Source organism: Caldisericum sp., from assembly GCF_049967455.1.
In the GTDB taxonomy this organism is placed as follows: Bacteria; Caldisericota; Caldisericia; order Caldisericales; family Caldisericaceae; genus Caldisericum; species Caldisericum exile_A.
The window spans coordinates 36,326-51,209 of the sequence record NZ_JBMFSR010000002.1 but is presented as its reverse complement, the minus strand read 5'-3'; the positions used below and the strand labels follow the sequence as shown (position 1 = coordinate 51,209).

Genomic DNA, 14,884 nt, shown 5'->3' with positions numbered 1-14,884 from the left:
GTATTCGGTGGCGAATATCTGTACTTACTTGGATGATAGTATACATTTTTTGAATTGTTTGTCAAGAGGTAAGAGTGTATGTTAAGAAAATTTTAAAATTGAAGGAGGAAAAATGGAGAATAAGAAAAGTGTATTGATTTTTGTGCTTTTTGGTTTCATTACTATGCTCATTGGCTTTAACTGGTTTATGTGGGCTCCGCTTTTAAAGCCTGTAATTGAACAAACTATGGATGTTAAACCAGTTTTTTCTGAGCTTTTGCTTTCGGCTGTTCCTTTTTCGCTTGTAATTTTTTCTTATTTTGCAGGGAGTTTTGGAGATTCAAGTCCTAAAAGATCAACCACGGTTGCGTCAATTCTTTTAGGTGTTTTTACAGTTTTAAGGTCAATCTTCTCGTACAATTTTACTTTAATGCTTGTTGCGCATTTTGGTTTTGCCTTAAGCGCAACCTTTGCTTTTACTTCCTGGTCTCCTTTATCTTATAGGCTTTTCTCAAAAGATAAAGCTTCGAAAACTACTGCTTATTTTACAGCTTTTCTTACTTTAGGGCAAATTTTAGCCTTTTTCATCTCCTATCCTCTTGTTGAAAAGATTGGCTTCTATAAATTCCTTTTTGTTACTTCAATTGTGTCCTTTTTAATTGCTACTTTATATATCGTTGTTATCAGAAATTGGGATGATAGACTTATGAATGGCAAATTAAACAAAAAGTTACCTTTAAGCGAGGGCTTTAAGCTTGTATTTTCAAATAAATCGCTTATTGTTCTATCTTTTATTTCTCTCTTTGATATTGGAGTGTTTAAGTGGCTTGCTGGGTGGTATCCTAAACTTAATGTTGCTTTTAAGGCCCTTGACCCAACAAAAGCATCATTCATAAATGCATTTATCCTTATTGGTTGTTTAATTGGTGCTATGACAATTCCCGATTTTAGTCATAGGGTAAAAAGAGTTAAAATATTTTTCATTGTGCTTCCTACTGTTGTGATTTCAATGCTTATTTTAAGTGTTTATATAAATGGTTTTTCAACTCTATTACTTATTTCAACAATTCTTGGTATAGCGCTCTTTCCTATATATCCTTTGGGACTTCATTTGCCAAGCGCTTTTAGTAAAGTTGGAGCGGAAAATGCTGGTATTGGGAGTGGAATCATTCTTATTTTTGCAAATATAGGTGGAACTATTTTTCCATTGATTGGCTCCTTAGCTCACAGTTATTTAAGTTCTGTTATATCTTTTGGTGTGATTCCAATGTCTATAATAATTTTATTAGGTTTTATCTTTGAAGATCCTGATACATATCAATTGGCAAGAGATTAGGATTTTTTATGGGCCTGGATTACCTCAGGCCCATTCCTCTTTCGCTAAAAGCATCAACAGTATAAACTTCAACTTCTAAATTTTTATCTTTAAAGCAATCGCCGTTTAATCCAGCTTTTAAGCAAAGATGGGTAAAAAAGTCTTTGTGATTTGGCAGCTCTTCCCAAACTTGTGGCAAAAATGTAGCCTGATAAAATCCTTTTCTTATAATAACACCATGTTTAAAAGGAATTACTTTAGCAAATAGCTCTTCTGTATCTTTGAAATATATTTTTTCCGGAACTGTTAGTATTGATATTTCGATATCGACATAGGGAAGTTCTGTCTCGTCAAGTGGGTAAAAGCGAGGATCTTTAAAAGCAGCATTTATTGAATTTTCGATGACATCCAATATGAGTGGCCTTATAGGGTATATCGTTCCAATGCAACCTCTAAGTGATCCATTTTCTGTTAAGGTAACAAAAGTACCTCTATCTTTCCAAAATTCTTCATTTGGATATTCCTCTCTTGTAATCTTTAGTTTTTTATGCTCCTTCAAATAGGTTTCGATTGTTTTTCTTGATAGTTTTAGAAGGAGGATTTTATCGTTTGTATTCATGAGATTCCTCCATAAAATACTGCTGATAAATAACCTACTACTTGTGATTTTGGACCTGCTGTATCCCCACTTGTTGCATATTTAAGTATTTTGCTTTTCAGATTGTTTATCTTTGCGAAGTGAATAACAGTTGCAATACCTGTCTTTCCGCATGCCTCACAATTCGCTAAATATTTGTTGTTAAGTTCTTGAACTGCCTTAATGCAGTGTGAATCCTTTTTTATTGCGATTTCATAGGGATAATAATGGCTTAAATCGGTACTAACAACAAGTATTGTATTTTCATCAAAAATGGTCATTATACCTTTTAAAAGCGACTCTACTGAAATTTCGCTATAGAGAATAGGAATAATTTCAAAGCGCGGCAAGGTATATTGCAAGAAAGGAAGTTGAACTTCGATGCTGTGTTCTTCAAGATGTGCGTCAAGTATAAAATGGAATTCTTCAAGTTGAAGTAATTTTTGTGCATCTTTTGAAACATTCACAAAACCCAAAGGAGTTTTGTATGCATCAAAAAGACCTACAGAAGCCCCATGGAAATAAGCATAGTGTGAAGGAGCAATTATTATAACTTTGATATTCTTAAGATAATCCAAATTCATTAGTTGTTTGTAGCTATAGCCTGCGATTGGTCCTGAATAGATATACCCTGCATGTGGTGCGATTAGTGCCTTTATATTATCAAGATCTTCGAGTGGAGAGCTTTCTACGAACCTTCTAATCATGCTTTTTAACTCTTCTCTATCTTCCGGGTAAAAGGCTCCCGCTACTGCTTGCTCCCTTATTTTCATGTGGTCCTCCTTAGTTAATTATACCACAGATTTATTCACTTTAGCAAAGATTTTTTAAGAAAAATTAAAAAAATTTGTATAAACTTGAGTATGTATGTATAATAATTTAGAAATTAAATAAATTTAGGGAGGTCCTTATGGATGAAGAAGAAAAAAGGAAAGAAGAGATAAATGAGGCAAATGAAACACCCGAAAAAAGTGAAGAAAAGGAAGAGTCCAAAGCCACAGAAGAAACAAAAGAGAATTTGCCACTTCATACACCTATTCCTCCCACTGGAGAAAAACCCCAAAAAGAAACAAGATATATTCTTTTTCTTGTCTATAACGAGCGAGCGCCAATTGATAGAGATGATGTTTTCGATCTTATTGATCAACTTAATAAAATTACAACTCCTCCAGAAGAAACTCGAATTGACATGGTGATTTTGTCAAATGGTGGATATCCTCACCCTGCGTATCAAATGATGAATATAGTTCGCTCTAAATGCAAGAAGTTAAAAGCTGTTGTCCCTCTTTTTGCTAAATCTGCTGCAACACTTATGACTCTTGCTTCTGATGAAATTATCATGGGACCTCAATCTGAAATTGGTCCTCTCGATATGCAAATGGAACATCCCTTGATTGAAAATCTTCATATATCAGCGCTTGAGGGATACTATCCATTTATGCAACTTTATGGAAAATTCGTAACAGACTTCTTTCCGCTTGCATTAAAAATGGCTCAAGATATTGCACAGACCGTCCCTATTAAACGTGAAGATGCTGTAGATATTGCTATGAATACAGCAATGAGTTATCTTGTTCCGATTGTGCAACAAATCAATCCTACCGTTGTAAATATGTGTTATAGGGCGCTTACAACTGGGGAACAGTATGCTTACAATTTTTTATTTAGATACATGTTTAAAGATAAGCCCGAAAGAGAACGTGTAATTCTCGCTTCTCAAACGGCGCATGCACTTGTATGGAATTTCCAAAACCATGGTCAGGTAATCTCAAGAGATGATGCAAAACTTTTAAACCTCTATATTGGATTTGGAGAAAGCTATGATTTGTTTGAAATGATGTATGTTATCACTAAAGAAATGCTAAGAATACTTGGTCAAAGTGGAATTGAAAGAGCTATAAGAGTTGTATCTATGGAACAAATCAAACGATTGCTGAATGTTGATAGCTATCTTGGCTACATAACATTCATTGTTTATAAGGCATATTCTCTTGTTGAACCGTTGAGACAAACCTTACAAAATGTCACTGACGTCCAAAAGATCTCACTTGCAATAAGACAGTTCCTAAGTCAATCTCTTGCAAGTCTTCCGCCAATGCCTGAACAGGAAAAAAACGATATTGCACAAGTTTCTCTCGAATTACTTGAGGATATATTCCTTAAAAACTTTAAAGATGAGAATGCAATTTACTCAGTTGCCTTTAATAGAATAAGAAAAGAGAAGGCATTTTCAAAGCCTGTTTCAGAGGTTATAGCTGGAAGGATTGTTGAAGCCGTTAGAGAACTTACTCAGACTATAGAAATTGAAATAGATACAACTCCACCTGAAGTTGTAAGTAAATACATTTTGCAAATTCTTGCATTTTTGCTTGTTTACAACATAAAGTTCTGAGGTATAAAATGTGGAACATCGAAAAGCATACTAAAGGAGAAAACAGAGCTTACATAGATGGAAGAAGCGGTGAATGGGCAAATCTTCCGATTTATGCAACAGAAATACTTATACCTCCATTAATGTATTTCGTTAAATGGCACATTCTAATTACTACAGTTTATATTTTGAATGTACTTTGGGGTTTTGTAAGTCTAAGATTTATTAATTTGAAAATTTCATATATCTTGTGGCAAATAAACAAGTTCCGCTGGATCATATTTATCTTCTTTGGATATTATTACATTTCAAAGAGTATGTATATAGAAGGCATTCTTAGTTTATTTTGGCCTTTCATATCCCTGATACTTGCTTTCCTAAATTTTAACAATAGGCAAGAAGAAATTAAAGCAAAAATTGAAGAAATCTTGTATAATAAGGAGCAAAAATGAAATTTTTAAGAGAAATTTAAGAAAGGGGTGTTTTATGGAAAAGGTTAGAGTAATTATCATGGGTGCAGCAGGTAGAGACTTCCACAACTTCAATGTATTTTTTAGAAACAGACCTGAGTATGAAGTAGTTGCATTTACCGCAACACAGATTCCTAATATCGAAGGGAGAGTTTACCCAAAGGAACTTGCAGGTGAACTTTATCCAAATGGTATTCCTATTTATCCTGAATCAGATCTTCCTAAGCTAATTAAGGAGTTAAATGTTCATAGAGTAGTATTTGCTTATAGCGATGTGCCACACGAATATGTTATGCATAAGGCTTCAATTGTACTAGCGAACGGAGCAGACTTCTGGCTAATGGGACCTGATGCAACAATGGTGAAGTCAACTAAGCCAGTTGTTTCTGTTTGTGCGGTTCGTACTGGTTCAGGAAAGAGCCAAACAACAAGAAAAGTAGTTAGAATCCTCCGTGAGATGGGCAAAAAGGTTGTCTCGATTAGGCATCCGATGCCCTATGGAAATCTTGTAGAACAGGCAGTTCAACGTTTTGCAACATATGAGGATCTTGATAGATATAAATGTACTATTGAAGAGCGTGAAGAATATGAGCCTCATATCGATTTAGGTGCAGTAATATATTCAGGTGTTGACTACGAAAAGATATTAAGAGAAGCAGAAAAAGAAGCAGATATAATTGTTTGGGATGGTGGAAATAATGATTTCCCATTCTATAAATCAGATCTTAGAATTGTTGTTGCAGATCCATTACGTGCGGGACACGAGCTCACATACCATCCAGGTGAAACTAACTTTAGAAGTGCAGATGTTATTGTAATTAACAAAGAAGATACTGCAGATTTTGAATCGATTGAGCTTGTAAGAAACCATGCAAGGGAGGTAAATCCTAATGCAGTTATCATTGATGCAGCATCACCTATATTTGTTGATAATGGCGAAATTGTGAGAGGGAAGAAGGTTGTTGTGGTTGAAGATGGCCCAACATTAACACATGGTGAAATGAGCTATGGGGCAGGTTATATTGCTGCAAGAAAGCTTGGTGCAAGCGAAATAATCTCGCCAGTTCCTTATGCTGTGGGTTCAATAAAGTCGACTTATGAGAAATACAGCCAAACAAAAGATGTATTACCTGCTATGGGTTATAGTGATGTTCAGATTAGAGAACTTGAGCAGACTATTAACTCAATTCCTGCTGATGTAGTTGTAATTGGCACTCCAATTGATCTGAGAAGGGTAATTAAAATAAACAAACCAGCAGTAAGGGTTAGATATGAATTGCAAGAGATTGGGAAGCCTGACTTAAAAGATATTTTGACTGAAAAGTTTGGAGGTTAATATGTCAAAGAATCTTAAAGGAAGATCTTTGCTTTGTTTAAAGGATTTTACAAAAGAAGAGCTTGAGGAGTTTATATTTCAAGGAGAAAAATTAAAGGTTGATTACTACGCAGGGAAAAAAGAAAAACTCCTTGACGGAAAAACAGTCGCAGTGTTATTTGAAAAACCTTCAACACGTACAAGAATTTCCTTTGCGGTTGCAATTCACGAACTAGGAGCTTTTCCATTGATTCTTGAAACCTCAAATTTACAACTTGTAAGAGGCGAAACAGTCCCTGATACAGCAAGAGTTATGGGAAGGATGGTACAAGGGATAGTGGCTAGAGTTTTTGCTCAGAAAACTCTTGAAGAATTGGCAGAATATTCTAAAGTTCCAGTTATAAATGCACTCTCAGATTTTTCTCATCCATGTCAAGCTCTTGGAGATTTTCTTACAATAAAGGAGAAAAAAGGCAAATTAGAGGGAATAAAACTTGCTTATCTAGGTGATGGGAACAATGTTGCAAATTCGCTTTTGATAGGTGGAAGCATTCTTGGTGTTAATGTTTCAGTTGCAAGCCCAAAGGGTTTTGAACCAGCTAAAGAGGTTGTTGATATTGCACTTAACTTTTCAAAGAAGTCCGGAGCTAAAGTCGAGATAACAAATGACCCAACTTTTGCCGTGAAAGATGCAGATGTTGTATATACAGATGTATGGGCCTCTATGGGACAAGAAGCTGAACATGAAAAGAGGGTTCAAATTATGAAGCCATATCAGATAAATGAAAGTATTCTAACTCATGCAAAAGATGATGTTATTGTAATGCATTGTTTACCTGCTCATCGTGGTGAAGAGATAACTGACGAAGTTATTGATGGTCCTCATTCTGTTGTCTTTGACCAAGCAGAAAATAGGCTCCATATTCAAAAGGCGATCCTTTCGCTTTTGATCTAATTAGTCTTTTGAAATTTTTGAAGCCCCCAATAGGGGGCTTTTTTAGATAGTAAATAAATTGCTTTTTATATTAGCTTTATTCCAAGGGCTTCGTAAACAGACTGGAGGAATGCATCTTCTGGAAGTGCTCCTTCAAATTCTGCCTTACCACCATTTATAACTATCTTTGGAACTGCATAGACATTGAATTCGTTTGACCAATCTGGAAATTCATTTGCTTCAACCATTGCACCAATAATGTTGGGATTTTCGAGTGCAAACTGATGAGCTGTTCTTACTGCTCTTGGGCAATATGGACAAGTTGGAGTCACGAATACTAGAATTTCAACGGAGCTCGAAATTTTTCTTACCTTTTCTTTAATATCAACAGGGAGTTCTGTTTCACCTTTTGAGACATCAATTATATCCTCTAAGAGAGAAGAGAATTCGTGTCCCGAAGGTATTCCATAGTAAACTATATTCTTGTTTGTCTTTGGACCCTCAATAAATAGTGCTGATATTGCCTTTACTCCATATTCCTTTTCTTTTTCTTCATTATCTTTGTAGATATTTAACTTTATTTTAGGAGAAAGTTCGGCAACTTCTTTTGCGATTTCTTCCGTATAAGGAAGGTATTGTTCGTTAAATTTAGTTACTTTTGGTCCATTAGTTTCAAGAAACAATGTTAGTGTTACCTCGTCCTTCAAGTTCTTTTCGAATAAGTCTTTAATGTACTCTACATCTTTTTCTTTTAATAATCTTTCCATTTTCTCACCTCTTGATTATAGATTTTTAATATATTTATCAACTTCGGCTGCTGCTATTGCAGCATCACCGCAAGCAGTTATAACTTGCCTCAGTGGTGTATTTCTTACATCTCCTACAGCATAAAGACCAGTTAGACTTGTTTCCATTTTCATATTTGTGATTACGAATCCTCTATCGTCAAGGTTTACAAGCCCTTTAACTAAGTCTGAATTTGGTTTTTCACCTATTGCTACAAACACTCCATCAACTTTAAGAGTTTTATGTTCTTTAGTAATAACATGTTCAATCTCGAGACCCTCTACCTTTTTGTCTCCAAGAACATGAGCCGGAATGTATTCTAGTTCAAAAGATATCTTTGGATTTGAAAATGCTGCTTCCTGCAATATTTTGGTTGCTCTAAGCTCCTTTCTTCTATGAACTACAATTACTTTATCAGCAAATTTCGATAGAGTTAGTGCATCGTGTATTGCGGTGTCTCCACCTCCGATAACTGCAACAGTTTTATTTTTGAAAAATGCTGCATCACATGTTGCACAGTAAGAGATTCCTCTTCCTCTGAATTTTTCCTCTTCTGGAACAGGAAGTTTTACAGGCTCTGCACCTGTTGCAAGTATTACTGTCCAAGATCTGATTTTTCCGTATTCAGTTTCAAGGTAAAAAAGGTCATCTACTTTTTCTATTTTTCTTACGTCAGTAAGAACAATATTTGTGCCAAATCTTTCTGCTTGCTTCTTAAATAAATTTACAAGGTCAGCACCCGATATACCTTCCGGAAAACCTGGATAATTTTCTACCCATTCGCTTACTGCAATTTGTCCACCTATTGCAACTTTTTCAAACAAAACAAATTTTAATCTGAAACGGGCAGCATAAATTGCAGCAGTAAGACCTGCAGGGCCACCACCTACTATTGCGAGGTCATAAATTTCCTCTATATCAAGTTTTTCTTTTTTGACCTCATGAATAGAGAAAAATTCATCCATAAATAAAGCCTCCTAAAAAATATTACTTCCGAAGTATTATATTAATTTAAATAAATTTGTCAAGATTTTGACTTTCTTCTAGAGGTAATCTTTGGGCTTACTTCTTCCCAAATTCTTTCAAGGTCATAAAATCTTCTCTTTTCCTCAGTCATAATGTGCACAATTACGCTTCCGTAATCCATTGCAATCCAACTTGAGTCAGTGCCTTTATCTACTGAGATGGGCATTATTTTTTTCTTTTTAAGTTTTTCTTCCAATTCGTACGAAATTGCGTCGCAATGTTCTGAGACATTCCCAGTACAAATTACGAAATAATCAGTAATAATAGTGAGTTTTTTGACATCGAGGACCTTGATATCTTCGCCTTTCTTTTCTTCAATTACCTTTACAATAAAATTTGCAAGAGTTTTACCTTTCATATTCATATTATACCAGAATAATAACATTTAAATGAAATTTTGGTATAATTAATTGTATCGGAGGTAAAAATGGACAATTTGGAAAACATTATTAAATCTTTAGGTGAAGAAATTAGCGAATCAATTTTCGTTGGCATTACAGGTAAAGATGGACTTCCTGTTTCAATGTATGCAAAGGAAAGTGTTGAGTCAGCACTTGCAAGTGCAGAAATCTCATCAATATTCAGTATTGTTGAAAGATCGTTAAAGAATCTATCTTTGGGAAAAGCAAAAGAATTTTTTGTTCTTTCTGAAGGGTATGGTGTTTTTGGGGCACCTCTTATTTACGATTGCTATTTATTTGTTATTGCAAGAGAACCAATAAATCTTGGGAAAATAAGAATCGAATTCAAAAAATATTTACCAAAAATTGAGGAGATGATGAAATAATGGAAAAAATTCTCTCTAAGTTAAAAAATCTTTCCGGAGTTTTAGGCGTTTATCTTCTCGATGGTGAAGGAAATCTTCTCTATGTTAACTCGAGTCTTGACAATCCCCCGATTGAACTATCTTATACACTTGCATCTTTAAAAGGATATCTCAATGATTTGCTTGATTCTACAAAAATGGGCAAGTTCGCTGATTGTTTTATAAATGGAAGTGTTGGAAGAATAATTTTCAACAGTCTCAAAAATGGGGATTTATTAGTTATATTTGCAAGTAATGTTAGTAATTTGGGAATGATTAAGTTTGAAATGTCGAATGCTATTCAACAAATTGAAAATATAAGATAAAGGAGTATTTTATGGAAAAGTTTTATATTACCACTGCAATCTATTATGTTAATTCTAAGCCACATATTGGATCTGTTTCTGAGGCAATAGCTGCCGATGTAATTGCAAGATATAAAAGGTTGTCTAACTTTGATGTTTTCTTTTCCACTGGAACTGATGAACACTCCCAAAAAATTGAGGCAAAGGCAAAAGAATTAGGGATTGATCCTCAAAAGTTTGTTGATGAAGCTGCAAGTCTTTGGAAGACTATATTTGATAGATTTAACATATCCTACTCAAGGTTTATTCGCACAAGTGATCCTGATCATACAGAAGTTGTAAAAGATTTCTTCGTAAAGATGTATGAGAAAGGTGACATCTATCTAAGTACTTATGAAGGTTGGTATTGCGTAAGAGATGAGACTTTTTTGAAGGATTCGGAGTTAGTGGAAGGAAAATGCCCTCACTGTGGAGGAGAAGTACAAAGATTGTCCGAAGATAATTATTTCTTTAGGTTAAGTAAGTATAGGGATGATTTGCTTAAATTTTATTTAGAGAATCCTCAATTTGTAGAGCCTGAATCTAGGTATAATGAACTTTTGAATATTTTGAAAGGTGGATTGCAAGATATTTCAGTTACAAGAAAATCTTTTAAGTTTGGTATACATGTACCATTTGATGAAGAGCATACTATTTATGTTTGGTATGATGCGCTTATTAATTATGTTTCCGCTATAGGATACCTAACAAATAAAGAGATGTTTAGTAAGTATTGGCCTGCAGATTTACATCTAATAGGAAAAGATATTACACGATTCCATGGTATTGTGTGGCCTGCGATGTTAATGAGTATGGGTTTGCCTTTACCCAAAAAGATTTTTGCACACGGTTTTTGGAATCTTGAAGGTATGAAAATGTCAAAATCTCTCGGAAATGTCGTTGATCCTGTTGAATTTGCGGAGAATTTTTCGAAACTTTCAAATATTACGTTTGCAAAAAGCGTCGATGTTTTAAGATACTATCTTTCAAGAGAAGCAATCTTTGGTTTAGATGGTGATTTTAGAATGGAATCTTTCTTCAGAAGATACAATTCTGATCTTGCTAACGACTACGGAAATCTAATTAACAGAACTTTGAATATGCTTTCAAAATACAGAAATCTTGAAGTGCCACCATATAGTGTTGATGATGAATTTGTAGCATTTGCTAAAAGTAAATTTAACCAATACAAAGAACATATGGAAAAATATGCCTTGTCATTTGCTTTGGATAGGGTCTTTGAAATTATCTCTTATCTAAATAACTATATCCAAGTAAAGGAACCGTGGAAACTTTCAAAAGAAACTGACAAGCTTAATGTAGTTTTAGATACTCTCCTTGAGGGGATTGCTTATGTATCTGTGCTTTTGCAGCCATTTATGCCGAATATAACTGCCTTTATTCTCGATGAGTTTGGGGTAGAAAATAGGAATATTAGTGAATATGATGGTCAAATTTTAAAGAAAAATGTTTTGAATTTATTTGAACCGATTTTTCCACGGCTTGAAAAAGAAAAAATCGACCTTGATAAAAAGACCGAAGAAAATGAGGACAATGTAATTGAAATTTCTAAAGTAAAATATGATGATTTCGCAAAACTTGATCTTAGGGTTGCAAAGATATTAAGTGCAAAGCGTGTAAAAAATTCTGATAAATTGATTGAATTAAAGGTTTCTTTAGGAAAGGAAGAAAGGACAATTGTTGCAGGTATTGGTAAGTTTTATTCAGAAGAAGGACTTATAGGGAAAAAAATCGTAATTGTTGCAAATCTTGAAGAGAGAAGACTTATGGGAATTACGTCTCAAGGAATGCTTCTTGCGGCCTCTACTTCTAACAAAGAAAACCTTTCACTCCTCACTGTGGATAAGGACATAGAAGAAGGAGCAAAAATAAGTTGATGATAATTGACTCACATGCACATGTATTTAAGGAATATTATAATGAAGCCGAAATAAAAGAAATCTTTGAGAAAAAAGATATCATAGTAAATATTGTTGGATACGATCTTCTCAGTTCAATCGAAAGTGTTGAATTAGCAAAAAATTTCGATAATGCCTTTTCAACTTGTGGTTTTCATCCTTACGATATAGATAAATTAAACAAAGATACACTTAACAATTTAAAAAAAATACTTTTAGAGCCTAAAACCATTGCTCTTGGAGAAATTGGACTTGATTATTTTAGAGATTTAACCCCTAAAGAAAGTCAGGTTGAAGGTTTTCGAAAACAGATTAGGCTTGCAAAGGAGATGAATATACCTATCGTTATCCATTCGAGGGATGCTTTTTTCGACACAATCTCTATTTTATATGATGAGGGGTATTTTAAAGGTGTCTTTCATTCTTTTGATTATGGTGTTTTAGAGGTAAAAAAGGTTTTAGATATGGGGTTTTATGTCTCATTTTCTGGTATGATTACATTTAACAAAAGAGACGAATTAAGAGAAGCTGCAAAAATTGTACCTCTTGATAGGCTTCTTCTTGAAACTGATTCTCCGTATCTAACTCCAGTTCCTTTGAGAGGAAAAAAGAATATGCCTCATAATGTTGAAATTATTTATGACTATTTTGCAAATTTAAGAGGTATCGGAAAGGATACTCTCTATAAGATTGTTTGTAATAATTTCTTTGAAATATTTAAAAAGACAAGTTTAACAATGGGGAAGGAGGTAGCATGTTTAAAATCTTAAGAAAAGAAATTTTAGGACCTGAAATGGTTCTTATGGAACTTGATGCTCCGAACGTTTCAAAAACTGCAGAACCAGGGCAGTTTGTTGTTGTTAGAGTTTACGAAAAAGGTGAGCGAATTCCTTTAACAATTGCTGATTTTGATAGGGTTCAAGGAACTATTACAATTGTTTTTCAGAAAATTGGAAAAACAACCCATCTTTTAGGAACAAAAAAAGAAGGAGATTCTCTTGCTGATGTTTTTGGACCGCTTGGCAATCCAACAGAAATTGAAAGTTTTGGAAAAGTGGTTGTAGTAGGTGGTGGAATTGGAATTGCTCCAATTTATCCAATTTCAAGAAAACTCAAAAGTAAGGGAAATGAAGTTATAAGTATTATTGGATACAGATCCAAAGATTATGTATTTTGGGAAGAAAGAATGCGCTCTGTATCTGATAAACTTCTCATTTCTACAAATGATGGAAGTTATGGTGAGAAGGGATTTGTTACAGATGTTCTGAAGAGAGTGCTTGAAGAGGAGAATGATATAAAGCGAGTATTCACTATCGGTCCTGCGATAATGATGAAAGCAGTTTCTGACATGACCCGACCATATAACATAAAAACAATTGCAAGTTTAAACTCGTTAATGGTTTGTGGAATGGGTATGTGTGGTGCATGTAGGGTAACTGTCGATGGAGAAACAAAATTTACATGCTCTGATGGTCCAGATTTTGATGCACATTCGGTTGATTTTGATGAATTGATGAAAAGGCTTAACATCTACAAAGAAGAAGAAAAATTATCATTCGAAAAGTGGAAGGAGGAAGTAAAATGAATCTTAATAAAAAACTTACTCCAATGAAAGAACAAGAACCTCATGAGAGAAAGAATAATTTCCTTGAGGTTCCTCTTGGATATACCAAAGAAGAAGCTATTTTGGAAGCTTCGCGATGTTTACAGTGTCCTACTCATCCCTGTATAGACGGATGCCCTGTCCATATTAATATTCCTTCTTTTATAAAGGCAATTAAGGAGGGGAAATTTGATCTTGCAATTGACATAATTCATGATTCAAATCTTTTGCCTGCAGTAACAGGGAGAGTATGTCCTCAAGAAGAACAATGTCAGGCTGTTTGCGTAATGGGGAAAGTTGGCGATCCTGTTGGTATTGGGCGTCTTGAGAGATTTGTTGCTGATTGGGATTTGGAAAAAAGAAGAAAAGGTGAAATTACTATTCCCAAAAAAGAAAAGGAAAAAGGAATTAAAGTTGCAATAGTTGGTTCTGGTCCTGCAGGTTTGTCTTGTGCGGCTGATCTTGCAAGAATGGGCTACGATGTAACAATTTTTGAAGCCTTTCATGTTGCAGGCGGAGTTTTGGTTTATGGTATTCCGGAATTCAGATTACCAAAATCAATTGTTGAAGAAGAGATATCAATGTTATCAAAAATGGGAGTAAAATTTGTATTTGATTTTCTTGTAGGACGTACAAGGACAATCCAAGGTCTTTTTGATGACGGATACAAAGCGGTTTTTCTGGGAACAGGTGCAGGACTTCCACAATTTATGCATATCCCAGGAGAAAACTTAGGCGGGATTTATTCTGCAAATGAATTTCTTACAAGGGTTAATCTTATGAAGGCATATAAATTTCCAGAATTTGATACTCCAATAAAGAAGGCAAGAAGGGTTGCTGTTATTGGCGGCGGTAATGTTGCAATGGATGCTGCAAGGACGGCCCTAAGACTTGGTGCAGAACATGTATATTTAATATACCGAAGATCAAGAGAAGAAATGCCTGCAAGAGCCGAAGAGATAGTTCATGCTGAAGAAGAAGGTATAGAATTCATTTTATTATCAAATCCAGTTAGGTATATTGGTGATGAAAAGGGTTTTGTGAAGCAAGTTGAATGTATAAAGATGCAACTTGGCGACCCTGATAGCTCTGGGAGGCGAAGACCAATTCCAATAGAAGGTTCCGAATTTACAATTGATATAGATGAAGCAATTGTTGCAATTGGCACAACTCCTAATCCTATTATTGCAAAAACAACAGAAGGATTAAAAATTGGAAAACATGGTGAGATTCTTGTTGATGAAAATTTACAAACATCTGTTAGGGGTGTTTTTGCAGGTGGTGATATCGTTACAGGTGCTGCAACGGTTATTACTGCAATGGGTGCAGGCCGTCTTGCAGCAAAATCAATTGATAGATTCATAAAGGGAGAGATTTAAA

The 14,884-nt window shown here is 34.6% G+C and carries 16 protein-coding genes; 11 read left to right on the top strand and 5 right to left on the bottom strand.

From position 1 onward, the window contains the following. The first annotated feature begins 112 nt into the window (after positions 1–112). A complete protein-coding gene (locus tag ACP5SP_RS01130; protein WP_424606544.1) occupies positions 113–1,315 on the top strand; it encodes an MFS transporter in 1,203 nt (400 codons plus the stop codon). 19 nt (positions 1,316–1,334) lie between these two features. Here the strand turns inward: ACP5SP_RS01130 and amrA are convergent, their stop codons facing one another. Together amrA and amrB are read right to left on the bottom strand one after the other, a co-directional pair. Then, positions 1,335–1,913: an AmmeMemoRadiSam system protein A gene (gene amrA, locus ACP5SP_RS01125; RefSeq protein ID WP_416084767.1), complete on the bottom strand. Its 579-nt coding sequence runs from the start codon at positions 1,911–1,913 to the stop codon at positions 1,335–1,337. After that, on the bottom strand, positions 1,910–2,704 hold the full coding sequence (gene amrB, locus ACP5SP_RS01120; protein ID WP_416084766.1) for an AmmeMemoRadiSam system protein B: 795 nt from the start codon (positions 2,702–2,704) through the stop codon (positions 1,910–1,912). Before amrB ends, amrA begins: the two co-directional genes overlap by 4 nt. 137 nt (positions 2,705–2,841) lie before the next feature. On the opposite strand from amrB, the gene ACP5SP_RS01115 reads away from it, so the two are divergent. Genes ACP5SP_RS01115 through argF form a run of 4 tightly spaced genes read left to right on the top strand, consistent with a single transcriptional unit; the run spans position 2,842 to position 7,042 of the window. Beyond that, entirely contained in the window at positions 2,842–4,323 is a 1,482-nt protein-coding gene (locus tag ACP5SP_RS01115; protein WP_424586349.1) for an SDH family Clp fold serine proteinase, read from the top strand. An 8-nt stretch (positions 4,324–4,331) separates the two neighbouring features. Beyond that, complete coding sequence (locus tag ACP5SP_RS01110) at positions 4,332–4,754, top strand: hypothetical protein (protein WP_424586348.1); 423 nt, start codon at positions 4,332–4,334, stop codon at positions 4,752–4,754. Positions 4,755–4,788: 34 nt separating this feature from the next. After that, positions 4,789–6,108, top strand: coding sequence for a cyclic 2,3-diphosphoglycerate synthase (locus tag ACP5SP_RS01105; RefSeq protein ID WP_428075880.1), 1,320 nt, complete (start codon positions 4,789–4,791; stop codon positions 6,106–6,108). Between the two features lies 1 nt (position 6,109). Next, positions 6,110–7,042: an ornithine carbamoyltransferase gene (gene argF, locus ACP5SP_RS01100; RefSeq protein ID WP_424586346.1), complete on the top strand. Its 933-nt coding sequence runs from the start codon at positions 6,110–6,112 to the stop codon at positions 7,040–7,042. Between the two features lie 65 nt (positions 7,043–7,107). Here argF and pdo read toward each other — a convergent pair whose 3' ends face one another. The 3 genes from pdo to rsfS are packed head-to-tail and all read right to left on the bottom strand — an operon-like array spanning position 7,108 to position 9,191. Further along, positions 7,108–7,788: a protein disulfide oxidoreductase gene (gene pdo / locus ACP5SP_RS01095; protein WP_416084761.1), complete on the bottom strand. Its 681-nt coding sequence runs from the start codon at positions 7,786–7,788 to the stop codon at positions 7,108–7,110. A 15-nt stretch (positions 7,789–7,803) separates the two neighbouring features. Next, positions 7,804–8,772 carry a thioredoxin-disulfide reductase gene (gene trxB / locus ACP5SP_RS01090; protein ID WP_416084760.1) on the bottom strand — a complete coding sequence of 323 codons (969 nt, stop codon included), beginning with the start codon at positions 8,770–8,772 and terminating at the stop codon, positions 7,804–7,806. Between the two features lie 59 nt (positions 8,773–8,831). After that, positions 8,832–9,191: a ribosome silencing factor gene (gene rsfS / locus ACP5SP_RS01085; RefSeq protein ID WP_416084759.1), complete on the bottom strand. Its 360-nt coding sequence runs from the start codon at positions 9,189–9,191 to the stop codon at positions 8,832–8,834. A 69-nt stretch (positions 9,192–9,260) separates the two neighbouring features. Between rsfS and ACP5SP_RS01080 the strand changes: the two genes are divergently transcribed. From ACP5SP_RS01080 to gltA, 6 genes are read left to right on the top strand one after another with little or no spacing between them, the layout of a single operon-like run. Next, positions 9,261–9,620 carry a roadblock/LC7 domain-containing protein gene (locus ACP5SP_RS01080; protein ID WP_416084758.1) on the top strand — a complete coding sequence of 120 codons (360 nt, stop codon included), beginning with the start codon at positions 9,261–9,263 and terminating at the stop codon, positions 9,618–9,620. Continuing rightward, complete coding sequence (locus tag ACP5SP_RS01075) at positions 9,620–9,964, top strand: roadblock/LC7 domain-containing protein (RefSeq protein WP_416084757.1); 345 nt, start codon at positions 9,620–9,622, stop codon at positions 9,962–9,964. Before ACP5SP_RS01080 ends, ACP5SP_RS01075 begins: the two co-directional genes overlap by 1 nt. Before the next feature lie 11 nt (positions 9,965–9,975). Further along, positions 9,976–11,880: a methionine--tRNA ligase gene (gene metG / locus ACP5SP_RS01070; RefSeq protein ID WP_424586345.1), complete on the top strand. Its 1,905-nt coding sequence runs from the start codon at positions 9,976–9,978 to the stop codon at positions 11,878–11,880. Beyond that, a complete protein-coding gene (locus ACP5SP_RS01065) occupies positions 11,880–12,671 on the top strand; it encodes a TatD family hydrolase (protein ID WP_424586344.1) in 792 nt (263 codons plus the stop codon). Before metG ends, ACP5SP_RS01065 begins: the two co-directional genes overlap by 1 nt. After that, positions 12,656–13,486 carry a sulfide/dihydroorotate dehydrogenase-like FAD/NAD-binding protein gene (locus tag ACP5SP_RS01060; protein ID WP_428075878.1) on the top strand — a complete coding sequence of 277 codons (831 nt, stop codon included), beginning with the start codon at positions 12,656–12,658 and terminating at the stop codon, positions 13,484–13,486. Before ACP5SP_RS01065 ends, ACP5SP_RS01060 begins: the two co-directional genes overlap by 16 nt. Further along, complete coding sequence (gene gltA, locus ACP5SP_RS01055) at positions 13,483–14,883, top strand: NADPH-dependent glutamate synthase (RefSeq protein ID WP_416084753.1); 1,401 nt, start codon at positions 13,483–13,485, stop codon at positions 14,881–14,883. The genes ACP5SP_RS01060 and gltA overlap by 4 nt, the downstream gene beginning before the upstream one ends. Position 14,884: the final 1 nt, after the last annotated feature.

Coding starts and splice junctions, on each gene's coding strand:
- ACP5SP_RS01130 (WP_424606544.1), top strand. CDS start 113: ATGGAGAATAAGAAAAGTGTATTGATTTTTGTGCTTTTTGGTTTCATT.
- amrA (WP_416084767.1), bottom strand. CDS start 1,913: ATGAATACAAACGATAAAATCCTCCTTCTAAAACTATCAAGAAAAACA.
- amrB (WP_416084766.1), bottom strand. CDS start 2,704: ATGAAAATAAGGGAGCAAGCAGTAGCGGGAGCCTTTTACCCGGAAGAT.
- ACP5SP_RS01115 (WP_424586349.1), top strand. CDS start 2,842: ATGGATGAAGAAGAAAAAAGGAAAGAAGAGATAAATGAGGCAAATGAA.
- ACP5SP_RS01110 (WP_424586348.1), top strand. CDS start 4,332: ATGTGGAACATCGAAAAGCATACTAAAGGAGAAAACAGAGCTTACATA.
- ACP5SP_RS01105 (WP_428075880.1), top strand. CDS start 4,789: ATGGAAAAGGTTAGAGTAATTATCATGGGTGCAGCAGGTAGAGACTTC.
- argF (WP_424586346.1), top strand. CDS start 6,110: ATGTCAAAGAATCTTAAAGGAAGATCTTTGCTTTGTTTAAAGGATTTT.
- pdo (WP_416084761.1), bottom strand. CDS start 7,788: ATGGAAAGATTATTAAAAGAAAAAGATGTAGAGTACATTAAAGACTTA.
- trxB (WP_416084760.1), bottom strand. CDS start 8,772: ATGGATGAATTTTTCTCTATTCATGAGGTCAAAAAAGAAAAACTTGAT.
- rsfS (WP_416084759.1), bottom strand. CDS start 9,191: ATGAAAGGTAAAACTCTTGCAAATTTTATTGTAAAGGTAATTGAAGAA.
- ACP5SP_RS01080 (WP_416084758.1), top strand. CDS start 9,261: ATGGACAATTTGGAAAACATTATTAAATCTTTAGGTGAAGAAATTAGC.
- ACP5SP_RS01075 (WP_416084757.1), top strand. CDS start 9,620: ATGGAAAAAATTCTCTCTAAGTTAAAAAATCTTTCCGGAGTTTTAGGC.
- metG (WP_424586345.1), top strand. CDS start 9,976: ATGGAAAAGTTTTATATTACCACTGCAATCTATTATGTTAATTCTAAG.
- ACP5SP_RS01065 (WP_424586344.1), top strand. CDS start 11,880: ATGATAATTGACTCACATGCACATGTATTTAAGGAATATTATAATGAA.
- ACP5SP_RS01060 (WP_428075878.1), top strand. CDS start 12,656: ATGTTTAAAATCTTAAGAAAAGAAATTTTAGGACCTGAAATGGTTCTT.
- gltA (WP_416084753.1), top strand. CDS start 13,483: ATGAATCTTAATAAAAAACTTACTCCAATGAAAGAACAAGAACCTCAT.